The organism is Pseudomonas trivialis (assembly GCF_001439805.1).
In the GTDB taxonomy this organism is placed as follows: Bacteria; Pseudomonadota; Gammaproteobacteria; order Pseudomonadales; family Pseudomonadaceae; genus Aquipseudomonas; species Aquipseudomonas trivialis.
Window position 1 is genome coordinate 126,821 of sequence record NZ_JYLK01000016.1, and the last position, 18,725, is coordinate 145,545.

An 18,725-nucleotide genomic window follows, 5' to 3' on the forward strand; every position below is an offset into this window, starting at 1 on the left:
CTATCGGGAGCAAGCCCCCTCCCACATTTGCCCGCATTCCCATGTTGGAACCCGGTCAAGTATGGGAGGGGGCTTGCTCCCGATAAACGATAACGCGGCCCTACTTGAGCAGCACCTTGCCCTTCATCATCGAGTTATGCCCCGGGAACGAGCAGAAGAACGCGTAGTCGGTACCCTCAGCCAGCTTGGACACATCGAAGGTCACCGAGTCTTTTTCACCCGCGCCGATAAGCTTGGTGTGCGCGATAATGCGCGGGTCGCCTTCCTTGAGGTAGCCGTTGTCGATACCGACTGCCATGCCTTCGCTGGCAACGGCCGGCATATCGGCCTGGGTGGTCAGCACCCAGTTATGCCCCATGACTTGCTTTGGCAAGTTGCCCGAATGTTCCAGGTTCACCGTGAAGGTCTTGCAGCTTTTGTCGATGGTGATTTCCTTGGTGTTGAAGGACATCTGATCGGTGGAATCAACAGTGACCGCGCACTCTGCTGCGAGCAATTGGCCGCTGGCCAGTGTCAGCAGGGAAACAGCAACGATTTTGGCAAACATGTGAATCTCCATGGCAAGTTTTTAAAACGCGTAATAGGCAAAAGGTGCCTCAGACAGGCTCGAATTCTTATGATCTGCACCGGCAGATTGTATACAACTTTAGGCTATCAGACTGATCAGCACAATCTGCCAGCCGCCAACCGCGCCGCTAAGCTGCTACCATAGCGACCCAAAGGCAGCTGCGCGCCGCCCCCCTCACCTTCGACCCTAGAGGATCGCCCATGGCCAAACCTAATTACTCCTTCGCCAAACGTCAGAGAGACTTGGCCAAGGAACAGAAGAAAGAGGAAAAACTGCAACGCAAGAAAGCCGCTGCAGATGAAGAAGCCGGCGGCGTCAACCCGGATGCAGATGCTGAAGTAACGAGCGACGAGAGCGAAACACCAAAAGATCCGGCTGAATAAGTATTCCCCACGCTGTGGCAAGCGTGCTTGCCACAGTTATTCCAGCGGCATCACCGTCACCCGCACCTCCGGGTCATGGCTCCCCCCTCCCAGAATCACCCCCCGCAACGGCGACACATCGGAGAAATCCCGGCCCCAGGCCAGGGTGATGTGCTCCAGTGCCGGCTGCACGTTATTCGTCGGATCAAAATCGACCCACCCCGACACCGGGCAAAACACCGAAACCCACGCGTGGGACGCGTCGGCGCCGATCAGCCGTGGCTGGCCGGGCGGCGGCTGGGTGAGCAGGTAGCCGCTGATATAGCGCGCCGGCAGACCGCGCGAGCGCAGGCAAGCGAGCATCAGGTGGGCGAAGTCCTGGCACACGCCGCGTCGACGCTCCAGCACTTCCACCAGCGGCGTGGCCACCTGGGTGGCCTCGGCATCGAAGGTGAACTCGCTGAAGATCTTTTCCATCAACGCCTGTGCGCCCACCAGCAATGGCGCGCCGGGCGGGAAACAGCTGGCGGAGAACTCGACGAAGGTTTGTTTGAGGTGCACGTAGGGCGATTCGAACCGGTAGCGACAGGCTTCGATCCGCTGCGGCGACAGCGGTTGGCTGCTGTAGGCCAGGCTGTCACGGGTGAGGTCCCAGGCCGGCGACTGCCGAAAATCCAGCGCCGGCCGCGCCAGCACTTCCACGCTCAGGCTGGCATTGACCAGCAATTCATCGTGAGGCCGCTCGAACGCCAGGCGGGTGATGGGGTTGCCGAACACGTCCAGTTCATCGCGCCGCGAAGACGGCTCGGGGCTGATGTCCAGTTGCTGCGAGCTGCAACGCTGCCAGGCGCAGGGCCGAGGCCACAGGTGGGCCAACTGCTGGGCCAGGGACACCGGGCTGTCGTAGTGGTAATGGGTAGCGTGAAAAATCTGATAGCGCGCGCTCATTACACCGACACCGTTTGCTGGCTGACATCATCCACATGGGCAAAATGGCGCAGGGCCAGGCGATCCGAGACTTGCCCACTCTCATCGGCGACCGCCTGCAACAGGTCGGCCAGACCGTTCAGTGCGGCGCGCACGCCGGGTTCGCCGAACAGCGGGTTCTCCAGGCACGCCAGGTCGAAACGCGACAGACGCTCCACCAACGGCGCGAGGCCGGTTTCGCGCGGCACGCCGAAGTCATCGTTCAAGCGGCGCAAGGTGCGATTCACCAGTTTGAGCTGGAACAGCACCGCATGGGGGTTCTGCTCATCGAGCAGCAACAGGTCGAGCACAGGAATCAATTGCGGCACCGCCAGGTAGCGCGAGCGGTAAGTGATGCTGCTGTTGCCCAGCTCCAGCAACCACTCAAGCCCGGCCTGATCGAACACCGCCACGCCGCGCAGGAACGCCGCCAGGCTGCTGCTCAGAAACTGCAGGCGCTCGATGCGCCGCCCCATCATCAGAAAGCGCCAGCCTTCGTCGCGGGTCATGTCGTCCAGGGCAAAGCCGGACAGCGCCGCCAGGGACATCACCAGGCGGTTGAGGAAGTCCAGCAACTCGCCAACATCCGCGGCGTCGCGTTCCAGCGCCATGGCTTCGCGCTGCAGCTCCACCAGCGCCTGCCAGTTTTCGCGGGACAACTTGCCGCGCACCTGGGACGCCGCCCACTGCAAGCGTTGCAGGTTGGCGCGCAGGCTCGACGGCCAGTCATCTCCCAGCAAGGCCGCGAGCAGGCGCTCCGGCAACTCGCCCTCCTCCGGCAGCAGGCGCAGGTTTTCTCCCAGCTCCACCGCCGCCTGCAAGGCCAGCGGGTCGTCACCGTCGACATAGCGCGCGAGCACGATACGCAACCAGCGCGCGCTGTTATCGCAGCGCTCGCAATAGCGGCCGAACCAGAACAGGTTCTCCACCACTCGCGAAGGCAAATAAGGGTCCCGGCGCACCAGGTCATGGGCGCCAATCGTGCGTTGTGCGCGCCACAGCTCGCCACCGGCGGCGCGCTCGCCGAGCACCCAGGTGTCCTTGCTCGCGCCGCCGCGCTGCATCGACACCACTTCGGCGTCGGCATCGGCCGCCACGCGGGTAAGGCCGCCGGGCAGCACGCGATAACCGTCTTCGCTGGCCACGGCGTACACGCGCATGCCGATGGCGCGGTGTTGCAGGTGGTCGTCGACGGTGTGCCACACCGGCGCCTGGGACAATTGCGCCAGCTCCTGGGCGACGTAGGCGTAGGGCCGCGCGCGCATGCGCTCGGCCAGGGCCTGGCGTTGTTCGGGGTTGAGGTCGCGGCCGAATACCGGGGCGAAACTCTGCGAGGGAAACGCCGGCTTGATCAGCAACTCGGGCAGTTTCTCCAGGGCCTGGGCCAGCACCGGCGCCTCGCCGCACCACCAGGTGGCAATCGACGGCAGGATCAGTGTTTCGCCGAACAGGAACTCGTTGATCTTCGGCAAAAAGCCGAGCAGCCCCGGAGACTCCAGCACGCCGCTGCCCAGGGCATTGGCCACCAGCACATTGCCCTGACGCACGGCGTCGAGCAGGCCGGGGACGCCGAGGGCCGAGTCGGTGCGCAGCTCCAGCGGGTCGCAGAAGTCATCGTCCAGGCGGCGCATGATCGCGTGCACCCGGCGCAGGCCGCTGAGGGTCTTGAGAAACACGGTGCTGTCGCGCACCGTCAGGTCGCCGCCTTCCACCAGCGGGTAGCCGAGCTGGCGGGCCAGGTACAGGTGTTCGAAATAGCTTTCGTTGAAGCGCCCCGGGGTGAGCAGCACGATCAATGGCGGCTGGTTGTCGCTCGGTGCCTGGCGCGCCAGGGTTTCCTGGAGCGTGCGAAAAAAACCGGTGAGGTGCTGCACTTGCAGGTCGCGGTACAGGTCCGGGAAGGCGCGGGACACGATGGTGCGGTTTTCCAGGGCGTAGCCGGCGCCCGAGGGGGCCTGGGTGCGGTCGGCCGTCACCCACCAGCGACCATCCGGCGTACGCGCCAGGTCCACGGCGTACAGGTGCAGGAACGCGCCGTCCGGCGGCTGGATGCCCTGGCACGGCCACAGGAAGTTGTTATGCCCGAACACCAGCTCGGCCGGCAGCAGGCCTTCGGCGATCAGGCGTTGCGGGCCGTACAGGTCGGCGAGCACGGCATTGAGCAGGCGCGCACGCTGGGCGATACCGGCCGCCAGGTGCTGCCATTCATCGGCGGCCAGCACATGGGGCAGCAGGTCCAGCTCCCACGGGCGGTCGGCGCCCTTGGGGTCGGCGTAGACGTTGTAGGTCACGCCGTTTTCCTGGATCTGCCGGGTGAGCAGCGCCTGACGCTGGGCCAACTGGTTGGGCGTGCTGCGTTGCAGGTGGTCGAGCAGGCGCCGCCAATGGGCACGCACGGCACCGCTGTCATCCAGCAGTTCGTGGTAAGTGCCCGCGGTCAGCGGGTAACGGTCGAGCAAATCGGACATGGAACGCTCGGCAGGGCAAAGGGGGGTCAGTGTAATTCAAACTTGCCGCAATCCAATGTGGGAGGGGGCTTGCTCCCGATGGCGGCGGATCAGTCATTTATGTATCGGCTGATGTACCGCGATCGGGAGCAAGCCCCCTCCCACAGGTTGAACTGCATTCAGTCATTTTTATGGGGGAAGCGGCGCAGATCCAACGTCATCGGCAATTCATCGTTGAGCACCACAGTGGGCACCGTGAGCTTTCCAGGGCTGTGCCCCAAGCGGAAAAACCGCGCCATGCGCCGGCTCTCGGCCTCATTGGCATTCACCGGCAGGCTGTCGTAGTTGCGCCCGCCCGGATGGGCGACGTGGTACTGGCAACCGCCCAGCGAGCGTTGCATCCAGGTGTCGAGCAGGTCGAATACCAGCGGCGCGTGCACCGCGATGGTCGGTTGCAGGCAGTTGGCCGGTTGCCAGGCGCGGTATCGCACGCCGGCGACGAACTCGCCGACGCGGCCGGTGGGCTGCAGCGGCACGGGAATGCCGTTGCAGGTCAGCAGGTAGCGCTGCGGCGCCAGGCCGGTCAACTTCACTTGCAGGCGTTCCAGCGACGAATCCACATAACGCACCGTACCGCCCACCGCGCCCTCCTCGCCCAGCACATGCCAGGGCTCCAGCGCCTGGCGCAGTTCCAGCTCAATGCCGCTGACGGCGTAGTCGCCGACTTTGGGGAAACGGAACTCCAGATGCGCGGCAAACCACTCGGTGCGCAGCGGGTAACCGGCGGTATTGAGCTCGTCGATCACGTCGGCAAAATCCTGCGCGATAACATGCGGCAACAGGAAGCGGTCATGCAGCTCGGTGCCCCAGCGCGCCAGTTTCGCCGGTGCGTAAGGCTCACGCCAGAAACGCGCGACCAGGGCGCGCAGCAGCAATTGCTGGGTCAGGCTCATGCGCGCATGGGGCGGCATCTCGAACGCGCGCAGCTCCAGCAGGCCCAGGCGCCCGGTGGCGCCGTCCGGAGAGTAGAGTTTGTCGATGCAGAACTCGGCGCGGTGGGTGTTGCCCGTCACATCGATCAGCAGGTTGCGCAGCAGACGGTCGACCAGCCACGGCGGGCATTCTTCGCCCGGTTCGGGCATTTGCGCAAAGGCGATTTCCAGCTCATACAACGCGTCGTTGCGCGCTTCGTCCACCCGTGGCGCCTGGGAGGTCGGGCCGATGAACAGCCCGGAAAACAGGTACGACAACGACGGGTGATTGTGCCAATAGCTGATCAGGCTGCGCAGCAGGTCGGGCCGGCGCAGGAATGGCGAGTCCTTGGGTGTCGCACCGCCGAGCACGAAGTGGTTGCCGCCACCGGTGCCGGTGTGGCGCCCGTCGATCATGAACTTTTCCGTGGTCAGGCGGGTTTGCCGCGCCTCTTCATAGAGGAATTCGGTGCGCTCCACCAACTCGTTCCAGGTGGCGGACGGCTGTACGTTGACCTCGATCACCCCTGGATCGGGTGTGACGCGGAAGTTGCTCAGGCGCGTATCGGCCGGCGGCTCGTAACCTTCGAGCAGCACCGGACACTGCAACTCCTCGGCGGTGGCTTCGATGGCGGCCACCAGTTCCAGGTAATCCTCGACCCGTTCCAGCGGCGGCATGAACAGGTACAGCCGCCCTTCCCGGGCTTCGGCGCACAGCGCGGTGCGGGTCAACCAGTCGGCGGACTCGTCCACCTCGGGCACGCGCTCATCGCTTGGCGCAGGTTCGCCGTGATGGTGCAGTTGGGCGGTGGTGGGTAACGCCGGCAGATCCTGATTGGGATCGGTGGGGTGCACAAACGGGTACTCGGCTGCCGTCACCCAGGGTTGCGAGGCCAGCGGCAGGCGGTAACCCAATGGCGAATCACCCGGCACCAGGCGGCAGTGGTTGTCGCGCAGGTACCAGCGCCCGCTCTGCCAGCGATCATTGGCGGCGGTGCGCGCCAGCGGCAGTACCTGCCCGATGACTTTATCCAGACCTTGGGCGAACACCTTGCGCAAGCGTTCGCGTTCCAGCTCGTCGCTCAAGCGCGGGTCCTGGGCGGTGACGTTCTGCGGCAGCGCCCCTTCACGCCACAGGTAGTAGAAGTTGTCTTCGAAGGCCGGAAACACAAAGCGCGCCGGCAATTTCAGGCGTTCGGCCACACTGGCCAGAAAGCGCCCGGCCGTCTCGCCATCGGCGCCATAGTCCTGCTGCTCATCGGCGATCAGCGCGCTGTTGTGCCAGATCGGCACGCCATCGCGGCGCCAGTAACAATTGAGCGACCAGCGCGGCAATTGCTCGCCGGGGTACCACTTGCCCTGACCGAAGTGCACCAGGCCCTGGGGCGCATAGTGCCGGCGCATGCGCTGGAACAGCTCGGCGGACAGGCGCCGTTTGTCCGGGCCCAGGGCGGCGGTATTCCACTCGGCGCCGTCGGGGTCGTCGATGGACACGAAGGTTGGCTCACCGCCCATGGTCAGGCGCACGTCGTGCTTGAGCAGGTCGCTATCGATCTGTTGGCCCAGGGCCTGGATCTCCTGCCACTGCGCTTCGGTGTAGGGTTTGGTCACCCGCGGGGCTTCCCAGATTCGTTCCACCGACATTTCGTGGGTGAATTCGCAGCCGCACGGTTCCACCAGGCCACTGATCGGCGCGGCAGACGATGGATCGGGACTGCAGGCCAAGGGGATGTGGCCTTCACCGGCGAACAGGCCGGACGTCGCATCCAGGCCGATCCAGCCGGCGCCGGGCAGATACACCTCGCACCAGGCGTGCAGGTCGGTGAAGTCCACCTCGGTGCCGGACGGGCCGTCGAGGGCTTTGACGTCCGCGGTGAGCTGGATCAGGTAGCCGGACACAAAGCGGGCGGCCAGCCCCAGGTTGCGCAGCAATTGCACCAGCAGCCAGGCCGAATCGCGGCAGGAGCCGGAGGCGTTCTGCAGGGTGAATTCCGGGGTCTGCACGCCCGGTTCCATGCGAATCAGGTAACCGATATCGGCGGCCAGGCGCTGGTTGAGACCCACCAGAAAATCCACCGCCGGCAAGGGCGTGCGGTCGATGCCGGCCAGGTAGGCGGCAAACGTGGGCGTCAGCGGCAGGGTTTCCAGGTACGGCGCCAGCTCGCGCTGCTCATCGGCGGCGTAGCTGAAGGGGATATTCTCGGCGTAGGGCTCAAGGAAAAAGTCGAAAGGATTGAACACCGCAATCTCGGCGACCAGGTCGACCTCGATGCGCAGCTCGGCGGTCTTTTCCGGGAACACCAGGCGCGCCAGGTAATTGCCCTGGGGGTCCTGCTGCCAATTGATGAAGTGCTGCTCGGGCTGCACGTTCAGCGCGTAGGACAAAATCCGCGTGCGACTATGGGGCGTGGGGCGCAAACGCACGATCTGCGGGCCGAGTTCGACAGCGCGGTCGTAGCGGTAATGCGTAACGTGGTGCAACGCGACATGAATCGACACGGCGGCCTCCTGCGAGCCAGAGCATGGGAACAACGCGCGCAAGACTTATGCCAGCGCGGCGGTCATTGCGCTTTCTCAATGGACCCGGTGCAGTACAGCACCAAAACGGCGCCAACGGGTGGGGGGGTGGTGCGAGCGTTGCACGTATTTGTGGCGCGAGTGTGGCGATCAGTGGCGAATCTACCCATTCAGCGAGCTTTGTGCTTGGCGCTCCTGGCTTCACGCAGGTGACGGATTTCCCTTAGCTGACGGCGCATTTCCCGATGACGCTTACTGTTGAGCAACAGCAGTCCCAGCATTGGAAACAGCAACCCAATGAAATAGGCAGCCATATGGGGCCGATAGCCATAGGTTGGTAATACGATCAAAAAACACACCGCGTAGAAGACGACGATGGCCCAAACGCCCCAGGCTCTCCCCCGAATCATGAAGAAGTGACTGACCGCCAAGAGCAGCCCCAAGACTACCGCCGCCACAAAGGAGTAACGCGCTCGCTCTGGTTCACCCCGGAAAAAGGTACTGGATGCCAATGAAATGGCAGCGGACAGGGAAAAACAGGCAAGGAAAAATGCACAAATAAACGCAGGGAAGTAGTCAGCCAAAAAAGCTTTTAACGAGACTTGGCGCACCATCACTCAAGCTCCTCGTACAACCCTACTGCGATGGTTCGAATGTTGCCGGACACTGCACTGCCGGTGAAACCAATAGCGGCACCGAGGGAGTCCCTGATCTGCGTAATAGTCGCGTGATTGATCTCGGTCGCCGAATAGCGCTTCACCAACTCACCGGAGCGCTGGCGCAACTTCAGCAGCTTATTGCTCAGGCTTGGGTCTTTCAGGCTTAGCAACTCTTTGGTAAGCGCCTTGCGTTGCTGGCGGGTCAACCCCTTGGACAGCTCATACCAGCTTCTACCGGTCGTTGCTTTTCGAGCCTGCAACAGTCGAACAGTCGTCAGGGTAGAGGCGCCGGCGCCCAACAGCGAGGCCGCGTCCAAGACCGGCATCGCATAGCGATACCATTCCTCGTTGTCCATATCGTCGTTGGCGGTCGGGTCGTTGAGTTCGTTGAACGTTCTCATGCCTCCAACCACGCACTGCGCGGTACTGGCCGCCGCAGCGGTGGCGCCCAGGCCCGCCACCACCAAGCTCGCGCCACCCGTGAACGGTACGGCGACAGTGCCGCTGAACACCACAATCCAACCCAGAATCGCGCCGGCACAAGACAATGTCGTATTGACGGCCTCCCCCACGAGTCGAGACTCACGCGGATTGTGGGTTACCTGATCGGCAAACTGCGCGGGGGCTATGTACTTCTGCGCCTCACGCAAAATGATGCGCTTGGGCTTGATGCTGCAGAGGGGCTTGAATTCGCGCAGCGTCACGACATTAAAATCAGCGTCGATGTACACGACACCCGCGCCGACGATGCCGGGGTCACCATCGATGGCCGCAAACAGGCGGGGCAGATTGAGTTGGCTTTCGATGCGCTGGCGGGCCAGGAACTGGGAGCGGTTGAAGTCCATGCCGATGCCGGCCAGGGGGTTGCCCATGGGGGTGCTCTTCCTTGAAGGGGGGTGACTGAACTGACGCCACCTTATCAAACAGACTACCCAGCGCCTAGAAAGCAAAACGCCAGCCCTTAAGGCTGGCGTTCTGTATTTCAGGCTGCGATCAACGCGGCACTACCGGCTTGCGCATTGGCTTGCCGCCTTTGCCTTTCGCGGCATCCGTGCGCTCCTTGGCCGCCTGCTTGTTGCGCGCTTGCGCGGCAGCCTTGGCCTGTTCGCGCTTGTCCCACGGGTTGCTGCCGTCGCTGCCACGGGGCGGCAGGCCGGTGTGCTGGGTGAGGATTTTGGTCGTGGTTTCCCTGGCGACCTTATGGCTGCCGGCCGGCGTCGAGTTCTTGCGTCGGGCGCTCTGGTAGCTGTCGGTGCTCGGCTGGTGCAACGGAATCAATTGTTCCTTGCCCGGCCCGATCAGGTCGGCGCGGCCCATGCGGGTCAAGGCTTCACGCAGCATCGGCCACCCCTTCGGGTCGTGGTAGCGCAGGAAGGCCTTGTGCAGACGGCGTTGTTCTTCGCTCTTGACGATGGTCACTGCGTCGCTCTTGTAGGTGACCTTGCGCAGCGGGTTCTTGCCCGAGTGGTACATCGCGGTGGCGGTGGCCATCGGCGAAGGGTAGAACGCCTGCACCTGGTCGGCGCGAAAGCCATTGCCCTTGAGCCACAGGGCGAGGTTCATCATGTCTTCATCGGTAGTGCCCGGGTGGGCGGCGATGAAGTACGGGATCAGGTACTGCTCCTTGCCCGCTTCCTTGGTGTACTTCTCGAACATGCGCTTGAACTTGTCATAGCTGCCGATGCCCGGTTTCATCATCTGGTTGAGCGGACCTTCCTCGGTGTGTTCCGGGGCGATCTTGAGGTAGCCACCGACGTGGTGGGTGACCAGCTCTTTGACGTACTCCGGCGATTCCACGGCCAGGTCGTAGCGCAGGCCGGAAGCGATCAGGATCTTCTTCACACCCGGCAACGCACGGGCGCTGCGGTACAGCTGGATCAAGGAGGAGTGGTCGGTGTTCAGGTTCGGGCAGATACCGGGGAACACGCAGGACGGCTTGCGGCACGCGGATTCGATTTCCGGGCTCTTGCAGGCGATGCGGTACATGTTCGCGGTGGGGCCACCGAGGTCGGAGATCACGCCAGTAAAGCCCGGCACCTTGTCGCGGATCTCTTCGATCTCGCGAATGATCGACTCTTCGGAACGGTTCTGGATGATGCGGCCTTCGTGCTCGGTGATCGAGCAGAAGGTACAGCCACCGAAGCAGCCGCGCATGATGTTCACCGAGAAGCGGATCATGTCGTAGGCCGGGATCTTTTCCTTGCCGTACGCCGGGTGCGGCACACGTGCGTAAGGCATGCCGAACACGTAGTCCATTTCTTCGGTGGTCATCGGGATGGGCGGTGGGTTGAACCACACGTCCACTTCACCGTGCTTTTGCACCAGGGCGCGGGCGTTGCCTGGGTTGGTTTCCAGGTGCAGCACGCGGTTGGCGTGAGCGTAGAGCACCGCGTCGCCACGGACTTTTTCCACCGAGGGCAGGCGGATCACGGTCTTGTCGCGGGTCATGCGCGGGCTGGCCAGGATCTGTACGACCTTGGCCTCTTCCGGGTCTTCAACCGGCCCCTTTTCCTGCTCGATGGCGCAGGCCTGGGTGTCCTGGGTGTTGACGTACGGGTTAATGATCTTGTCGACCTTGCCCGGGCGGTCAATGCGCGTGGAGTCCACCTCGTACCAGCCGGCCGGGGTGTCGCGGCGAATGAACGCGGTACCGCGCACATCGGTAATGTCTTCGATCTTGTGGCCCCACGACAGGCGCTGAGCCACTTCGACAATGGCTCGCTCGGCGTTGCCGTACAGCAGGATATCGGCGGCGGCGTCGATCAGGATCGAGTTGCGCACGCGGTCCTGCCAATAGTCGTAGTGGGCAATGCGGCGCAGGGAGGCTTCGATGCCGCCGAGCACGATCGGCACGTGCTTGTAGGCTTCCTTGCAGCGCTGGCTGTACACCAGGCTGGCGCGGTCCGGGCGTTTGCCGGCCATGCCGCCAGGGGTGTAGGCGTCGTCGGAGCGGATTTTCTTGTCGGCGGTGTAGCGGTTGATCATGGAGTCCATGTTGCCGGCCGCGACGCCGAAGAACAGGTTCGGCTCGCCGAGCTTCATGAAGTCGTCTTTGGACTGCCAGTTCGGCTGGGCAATGATCCCGACGCGAAAGCCCTGGGACTCCAGCAGCCGGCCAATGATCGCCATGCCGAACGACGGATGGTCAACGTAGGCATCACCGGTGACGATGATGATGTCGCACGAATCCCAGCCAAGCTGATCCATCTCCTCCCTGCTCATGGGCAGGAATGGCGCAGGACCGAAACATTCGGCCCAGTACTTGGGATAGTCAAATAACGGCTTGGCTGTTTGCATGACGATAACCGGTGTTGAGATGAAAAATCGCGGGCGCGGAATATAGCACAAAATTTGACCAATTCCGACGGCAGTGGTCGGCTTTCCATCAATACCCCAGCGGGCACTACCGGGCTAGGCCCCCGTCAAAAAAATCCTGGGTAGCCTGAGAGCGACCAACCACAGCCCATGAGGGCTTGACCCATGACCCAACAAACACCCACCCCCACAGCGCAAGCCTCGCCGCTGACGCCCCACCTGGATTTCATCAAGGCGCAGGTGCCCATTTGGTTAAGCCAGGCGCCTGCTCAGTTGCGCCAGGACTTTCGCAACAGCCTGATCAGCAGCAACCAGGCCAGGCACGACCTTAACGAGTTGCTCGGCACACTACAAAGCCCGGAAGCCTTTGCTCGCGAGCTGCTGCGCGAGAAAATACGCGCCTGGTTCTTCGGTCTCGTCACGAACGAGGACGCCATCCTGTGCCGTGAATGGAAAAATCACCACCTGCTTGGCTTGATCAAGAACCACGCCAAAACCACACGGCAGACACTCCTGGAAGCCGCCCTGCAAAATTTCGCAGCCTCGGAGGCCGAGGTGGGCGGCATGGAGATCGGTACGGCGATTTTCAACTCAACTGCCTCGGGAGAGGTCCCCACCCTTGTTTACGCGACTACGTTCGCACGCTTTTGTCGCGAATTGGACATTGGCGGCCGGTACCTCAAACACATCAGCAATATCCTCGAACCCGACCCTGCCGATAAGGTCCGGAAGATCTTCAGGGCCCAGGCGCAGCACGCCTTCGGTGTCGCGCTGCATACGAGCAACATGCATGCAGAAACAACGGCCCTCCAGCATTTGCAACTGAAGGTCCTTCACGAAACGGGAAAACACCTGGAGATGACCTGCAGCCACCTGACCCTCGATGAGGCAGTATTGCCCAGTGTGCTGGTGATCAAAGCCGAAGGCATCGGTATCTCACTCATGCTCTATACGCCCGGGGACCCGAGCGCTGCGCTGCGTCAACACGCCTCCTTGAACGAGCTGGAGGAGCAGCTGGCGGAGCGCCTGTTGAATCCCGATTACCAGGCCTTCTTCAAACAGTTGGTGCCGCTGCAGCATCAGGGCAGTGTGCTGGACGTTACCCCTGAACGTCTTCGCCATTGCGATGTACCAATGCAAAAAAAGCTTGCGGCCCAACTGAAGGCGGCAGTCAGCCTTACGGCAATAGAGGGAGACCTGTTCAAGGCCATCGCCCGGCAACGAATCGCCCAGATCAAAAGCGATGCACGCATCGTGGCCGTGCCCACCGCCGACGTCGACATGCTCAGCCGGCAAAAACGCCTGCAGGACTGGATCGACCTGGGCAAGTCCGCACTGTTTTTTGCAGCCTCCTTCATTCCGGTAGTGGGCCAGGCGCTGCTGGTGGTCACCGCTGTGCAGGTGATCCACACCGTGTATGAAGGGTTCGCGGCCTGGAGCCGTGGCGACAGCGACGAGGCGTTGAATGACCTGCTTGACCTGGTGGACACTGCGGCCTTGGCGGTGGCCACGGCTGGTGCCGTACGCACTGTCGGTTTCGGCGCCAGGCTGGTCAAGGTCAACGTGCGCGGCAAAGGTTGGCGCTTGTGGAACGCCGATCTCAAACCCTACCGCCATCCCGAGGCATTGCCCGAACATCTGGTGGCCGACAAACAGGGTATTTACAAGGATGGGCAGCAGCACTACCTGAAACTGGATGATTACGCCCACGCCATTCAACGCACGCCCGACGGTCAGCAATGGGAACTGTCGCACCCTGTTGAACCGCAGGCCTACCGCCCTGCTCTGCTGAGCAACGGTGTTGGCGGTTGGCGCCAGGCCCATGAAACACCACACGACTGGGACGAACTGAAGCTGATCAAGCGCCTGGGGCCGGACGCGGCGAATATCACCCAGCCCAAGGTTGAACCCATCCTCCTGCTCAGCGGCCTGGACAAGACCGGCCTGCGTGAAATCCATCAGGATATGCAGAGCCCGCCGCCCTTGCTGCGCGATACGGTCAGGGACTTCAACCTGGATCAGGAACTGGCCGACTTCAACCTGGAGCGCGCCGAAGGCACATCGGTCACGCCCTGTTCACCACAGATTCAATTCCATCTGCTCACCTCGCTGCCTGAATGGCCGGCCAACCATGTGTTGAAAATCGTCGGCGAACAACAACAGGTGGTGATGAGCAACGGCACCGGAACAGTAGAAATAAGGATCAGCGAAGCACGCTTCAGAAAGGGAGAGCTGCTGCACGCCCTGGAAGAGCAGATGCCGCAGCCCGAGTTCAACAAGCTGCTACCCGGATTCTATGTCGACTATTTAACCAAGATTGAAAATCTGGCAGCACGGCTGGCTGATGAGGTACCGGGTAAAAAGCAGCGGCTGCTTTCCTTGCTCAACAAGCCCGCTGATACAGCAGACACTTCGACGGAAAAAAGCTTGCCGCCGACCCTGCAAATGGAGGCAAGGGCGTATAGCGAAGCGGCTCAGGCAGCCCGTTTGCAGGCAGGCATTTTTCTCGATGCCAGGCGCAGCCCCGAGAGCGTGCCATTGGTTCTCTACACCCTTGAGCAAACACCTGGCTGGCCGAAGGCAAGAAAAATCAGCGTCCATGACGCCAGTTCCGACGGCCCACTGCTGGGCAGCATCGGTGGAGCGGATAGCGGTACACGCCACATCCTGGTACGTGAGGGGGAGTTGTACGCAGAGCCACCGGGCACGCCGACCGACCTGCCTGGCGCTATCGAGCGCACGCTCACCGAGTCTGAGCGCAATACGCTCTTCACCCACGCGGACGTCACCTCTCTTGAAGCTGCGCTGCACAAGACCGGCGCGTCGCTGATCGCCAGAGCTGCTCCGGTTTATCGGGGCAACCTGCTTTCCAGGCCAGCACCAACGGAGCCAGGCTTGCCACTTGATCCATCATTTGCACAAACAAGCCCCCCGACCGGGCTGACGTCGCGCACGGACGGCCTTCATCACAGCCGTCCAGCGTCTGACGGCAGTTATCGCTACTACGTTCAAGACCAGCAAAACTACTACGAAGTCAGAGCGGACACGCAGGGCTGGCGACTGGTCGATGCCCGCAATCGTTTCCGGGCCTATCAGCCCTACGTTCGTCAAAAAACCGGGGGCGGCTGGGAAATTGATCAGACAACCGATGCGCTGCTCGGTGGCAGGGAGTCGCCTACGCCGTCAGTCGAGGGCATGGAGTCCAGCGACGAGTTCGAGTCAATGCACTCATCCAGCGACTACGGGTCAGCCGAAGGGGACAGCGTACAGCCCGCGTACGAGCAGCAGGAGCTGAACAGCATGCGTGCCGAACGAGGCTATCAATACAGCTCGAACTACCAGCGCATCTACGACCGAGCCAACAACGGTCGGTATCCGTTACGTAACCTGACAGGCCAGCCCATGCGGATCCGGCATCTGCAAGCTCAGGGGAAGTCGTTAACGTCCGATGCGGTATTCGCCAGCACGTTGATTCGGCCTTACATCCAGTGGGAAGGGTATGAAAATGTGGCGCGGCTGTATGAGGACAAGCTTGAGGTGACGCCTTTCACTGCGTCGCATCAGAAGTTTGCGCAGGAATCCGCGCTGATAGGGCAAGCCACTGTCATTACTCGTAAACCGCTCAAGAAAGGCGAAGCCTTGGGCGTCTATGGCGGCGAAATATTACCTTTGTACGTCGCGCAACTTCGACAAGATCCGTATCTGATGGCTATCAAAGAGGTCAGGCCCACCTCCCCTTATTCCATCAACACTCAACCGATCCTGTCGGGCGACAATGTGCTGTCTAGAATAAACACGATTTTCGAATATGAAGCAGGTCATCCAGTGCGGCAGGCCAGTACAGGCTACAACGTTGAAGCCGCGCAATTTCGGGTCAATACCCAGGTCGGCAATGCGCCGCAGGAACAAATGATCCTGACCGGCATGTTTGCCGCCGAGAACATCCCCGCAGGCGCCGAACTACGCTGGAACTATCAATACAGCGAAGCCACTATCAGGCAACTATTCCCATTGCCACCCGGGTGATTACTCGTCGTCGAAGTTGTAGCTGCCCGGCGCGAGGTTTTCAAAGCGCGTGTATTTGCCAATGAACGCCAGGCGCGTGGTACCGATCGGGCCGTTACGCTGCTTGCCGATAATGATTTCGGCAATGCCCTTGTGTTCGGTCTCCGGGTGGTACACCTCGTCGCGGTACACGAACATGATCACGTCGGCATCCTGCTCGATCGCTCCGGATTCACGCAGGTCGGAGTTGATCGGGCGTTTGTTCGGGCGTTGCTCCAGGGAACGGTTGAGCTGGGACAGCGCCACCACCGGGCAGTTGAACTCCTTGGCCAGGGCTTTCAGGGAGCGGGAAATCTCGGAGATCTCATTGGTACGGTTATCGCCGCCGGAGCCAGGAATCTGCATGAGCTGCAGGTAGTCGATCATGATCAGGGCCACGTCGCCGTGCTCACGCACCAGGCGTCGGGTGCGCGCGCGCATTTCCGAGGGGCTGATGCCGGCGGTGTCATCGATGAACAGTTTGCGGTCATTGAGCAGGTTGACCGCCGACGTCAGGCGCGGCCAGTCGTCGTCTTCCAGGCGGCCGGCACGCACCTTGGTCTGGTCGATACGGCCGAGGGACGAGAGCATCCGCATGATCAGCGATTCGCCTGGCATCTCCAGGGAGTACACCAGCACGCTCTTGTCGCTGCGCAACACGGCGTTTTCCACCAGGTTCATGGCGAAGGTGGTCTTGCCCATGGACGGACGGCCGGCCACGATGATCAAGTCCGCCGGCTGCAGGCCGCTGGTCATGCCGTCGAGGTCGGTGTAGCCGGTGGACAGGCCAGTGATGGCGTTGTCGGTGTTGAACAGCGTGTCGATACGGTCGATGGCCTTGGTCAACAACTCGTTGACGCCGACCGGGCCGCCGGTCTTGGGACGCGCTTCGGCGATCTGGAAGATCTGCCGTTCGGCCTCGTCGAGGATTTCTTCGGCGGTACGGCCCTCGGGGTTGAAGGCGCTGTCGGCGATTTCGGTGGCGATGCCGATCAACTGGCGCAACGTGGCCCGGGCGCGAACGATCTGCGCATAGGCCTTGATGTTGGCGACGGACGGCGTGTTTTTCGCCAGTTCACCGAGGTAGCCCAGGCCGCCGACCTGGGAGGTTTGGCCTTCCTTGTCCAGTTGCTCGGCGAGGGTGACTACGTCGATCGGTGAGTTCAGGTCAGCCAGCTTGGCGATGGCGCGGAAGATCAGGCGGTGGTCATGCCGATAGAAATCACCGTCGGAGACTTGATCCAGCACGCGTTCCCAGGCGTTGTTGTCCAGCATCAGGCCACCGAGCACGGCCTGTTCGGCCTCGATGGAATGCGGCGGCACCTTCAGGGCAGCGGTTTGCAGATCGTATTGCTCAGGAGCGGAGATATCGTTCATGGCCACTTGGAATTAGGGGTGTGTAGAAAAACAAAAGGCACGACCTGTGAACAGGATCGTGCCCGATGTTAACCGCCTGGCACGCGAGGTGCCAGTCAGTTGGGTGCGGCTTAAGCTGCTACCACGACAACGCGTACGGTGGCTTCAACTTCGGCGTGCAGGTGCACGGCTACGTCGAATTCGCCTACGTTGCGGATGGTGCCGTTCGGCAGACGAACTTCGCTCTTCTGCACTTCAACGCCGGAGGCGGTCAGTGCATCAGCGATGTCGTGGGTGCCGATCGAACCGAACAGCTTGCCTTCATCGCCAGCGGTGGCAGTGATAGTCACTTCCAGCTCGGCCAGTTGGGCAGCGCGAGTTTCGGCCGACGCTTTTTTGTCTGCTGCGGCTTTTTCCAGCTCGGCACGACGCTCTTCAAACGCAGCCAGGTTGGCAGCGGTTGCAGCGGTGGCTTTGCCGTATGGCAGCAGGTAGTTACGACCGTAACCGGCCTTAACATTTACTTTGTCGCCCAGGTTGCCCAGGTTGGCGACTTTTTCCAGAAGGATCAGTTGCATGTGAAAATCCTCTAACTTTTAACCTTCACCGTTCGCGTTGTCGGCGTCTTTGGACGCCAGACGACCGCGAAAATCAATCAGGCCGTCGACAATGGCCAAAACCACGAGTAACGGATAAATCAGCTGCATGAACAGCACCAGCGTCACGTACAACCCCACCAGCCAGAACCTGGCCAGGCGCTTCTGCGCCACCAGCCCATGAATCAGGGCCAGCCCGGAAAACACCAGCGGTACGCTGCAAAACAGCAATAACAGGGCAGCCTGTGGACCGAAGTTCGGTCCGACCACCATGCATGCCAGCAGCAACATCGCCGGGCCCGCGGGGATTCTGATACTGCGAAACTCGCGACCAAAACCACCCGGGTTGTACAACAACGCCTGCCAATAACGCCCAAGCATCAGGCTCAGCAGGCTGACCACCTGCAGCACCACCGCCATCAGGCCGATCAGGACCGGTGCTATCAATGCTGCGAGACGCGCTCGCTCGTCTACCGACAATTGCTGGTAGAGCTCCCCGAGAGCCGACGGCAGGACCTTGACGATCTCTTGCGCCAGCGCCTCGATTTGCGGGTGGAAAGCCGCGCCGAGCAACACTGAATACACCAACCCCACTGCCACGCTGACCAGCAGCGTGCGGACCCAGGACTCACTTGCGCGCAAAACCAACGCAAGGCTCGACGAACCCAACAGCACCATAAGCACCTTGGGTTCGCCCAATTGCAGCCACCAGACAAGGCCGGCCAACAATCCCAGGGCCAGGACGCCAATGGCATCCTGCAAACCGCGCCGCAGGAGCACAAGGCATCCGGCGGCAGCACCCAACCAATACAACAACGGCAACGCCGCACAGCCGGCCACTACCAGAGTGGCCTGCATACGACCGCGCATGATGAACTCAGCCAAGGCGCGCATGCATTCAATCCCTTACTACGTGTCGACTGC

General features: G+C 61.9%; 12 protein-coding genes. 2 read left to right on the forward strand and 10 right to left on the reverse strand.

Annotated features, from left to right (window positions below; translation table 11 throughout):
* Window positions 1-100: 100 nt before the first annotated feature.
* Entirely contained in the window at window positions 101-547 is a 447-nt protein-coding gene (azu, locus tag TU79_RS20710) for an azurin (RefSeq protein WP_057009742.1), read from the reverse strand.
* Between the two features lie 221 nt (window positions 548-768).
* Between azu and TU79_RS20715 the strand changes: the two genes are divergently transcribed.
* Window positions 769-951 carry a hypothetical protein gene (locus TU79_RS20715; RefSeq protein WP_003236202.1) on the forward strand — a complete coding sequence of 61 codons (183 nt, stop codon included), beginning with the start codon at window positions 769-771 and terminating at the stop codon, window positions 949-951.
* Between the two features lie 36 nt (window positions 952-987).
* On the opposite strand, the gene TU79_RS20720 is transcribed toward TU79_RS20715, so the two are convergent.
* The 6 genes from TU79_RS20720 to TU79_RS20745 all read right to left on the reverse strand — a co-directional run bounded on the left by TU79_RS20720 (window position 988) and on the right by TU79_RS20745 (window position 11,787).
* Entirely contained in the window at window positions 988-1,878 is an 891-nt protein-coding gene (locus TU79_RS20720) for a transglutaminase family protein (RefSeq protein WP_057009743.1), read from the reverse strand.
* Window positions 1,878-4,364, reverse strand: a complete 2,487-nt coding sequence (locus TU79_RS20725) for a circularly permuted type 2 ATP-grasp protein (protein WP_057009744.1) — start codon at window positions 4,362-4,364, stop codon at window positions 1,878-1,880. The genes TU79_RS20720 and TU79_RS20725 overlap by 1 nt, the downstream gene beginning before the upstream one ends.
* Before the next feature lie 158 nt (window positions 4,365-4,522).
* Window positions 4,523-7,813, reverse strand: coding sequence for a transglutaminase family protein (locus TU79_RS20730; RefSeq protein WP_057009745.1), 3,291 nt, complete (start codon window positions 7,811-7,813; stop codon window positions 4,523-4,525).
* A 188-nt stretch (window positions 7,814-8,001) separates the two neighbouring features.
* On the reverse strand, window positions 8,002-8,445 hold the full coding sequence (locus tag TU79_RS20735) for a hypothetical protein (protein WP_057009746.1): 444 nt from the start codon (window positions 8,443-8,445) through the stop codon (window positions 8,002-8,004).
* Entirely contained in the window at window positions 8,445-9,362 is a 918-nt protein-coding gene (gene ssp4 / locus TU79_RS20740; RefSeq protein WP_057009747.1) for an Ssp4 family T6SS effector, read from the reverse strand. The genes TU79_RS20735 and ssp4 overlap by 1 nt, the downstream gene beginning before the upstream one ends.
* A 121-nt stretch (window positions 9,363-9,483) precedes the next feature.
* A complete protein-coding gene (locus TU79_RS20745; RefSeq protein ID WP_057009748.1) occupies window positions 9,484-11,787 on the reverse strand; it encodes a YgiQ family radical SAM protein in 2,304 nt (767 codons plus the stop codon).
* Between the two features lie 183 nt (window positions 11,788-11,970).
* On the opposite strand from TU79_RS20745, the gene TU79_RS20750 reads away from it, so the two are divergent.
* Window positions 11,971-15,831 carry a dermonecrotic toxin domain-containing protein gene (locus TU79_RS20750; protein ID WP_057009749.1) on the forward strand — a complete coding sequence of 1,287 codons (3,861 nt, stop codon included), beginning with the start codon at window positions 11,971-11,973 and terminating at the stop codon, window positions 15,829-15,831.
* Here the strand turns inward: TU79_RS20750 and dnaB are convergent, their stop codons facing one another.
* The 3 genes from dnaB to TU79_RS20765 all read right to left on the reverse strand — a co-directional run bounded on the left by dnaB (window position 15,832) and on the right by TU79_RS20765 (window position 18,695).
* Entirely contained in the window at window positions 15,832-17,226 is a 1,395-nt protein-coding gene (gene dnaB / locus TU79_RS20755; protein WP_003236220.1) for a replicative DNA helicase, read from the reverse strand.
* Between the two features lie 110 nt (window positions 17,227-17,336).
* Window positions 17,337-17,783, reverse strand: a complete 447-nt coding sequence (gene rplI / locus TU79_RS20760) for a 50S ribosomal protein L9 (RefSeq protein WP_003171376.1) — start codon at window positions 17,781-17,783, stop codon at window positions 17,337-17,339.
* A gap of 18 nt (window positions 17,784-17,801) precedes the next feature.
* Window positions 17,802-18,695: a YybS family protein gene (locus TU79_RS20765; RefSeq protein WP_057009750.1), complete on the reverse strand. Its 894-nt coding sequence runs from the start codon at window positions 18,693-18,695 to the stop codon at window positions 17,802-17,804.
* Window positions 18,696-18,725 lie beyond the last annotated feature (30 nt).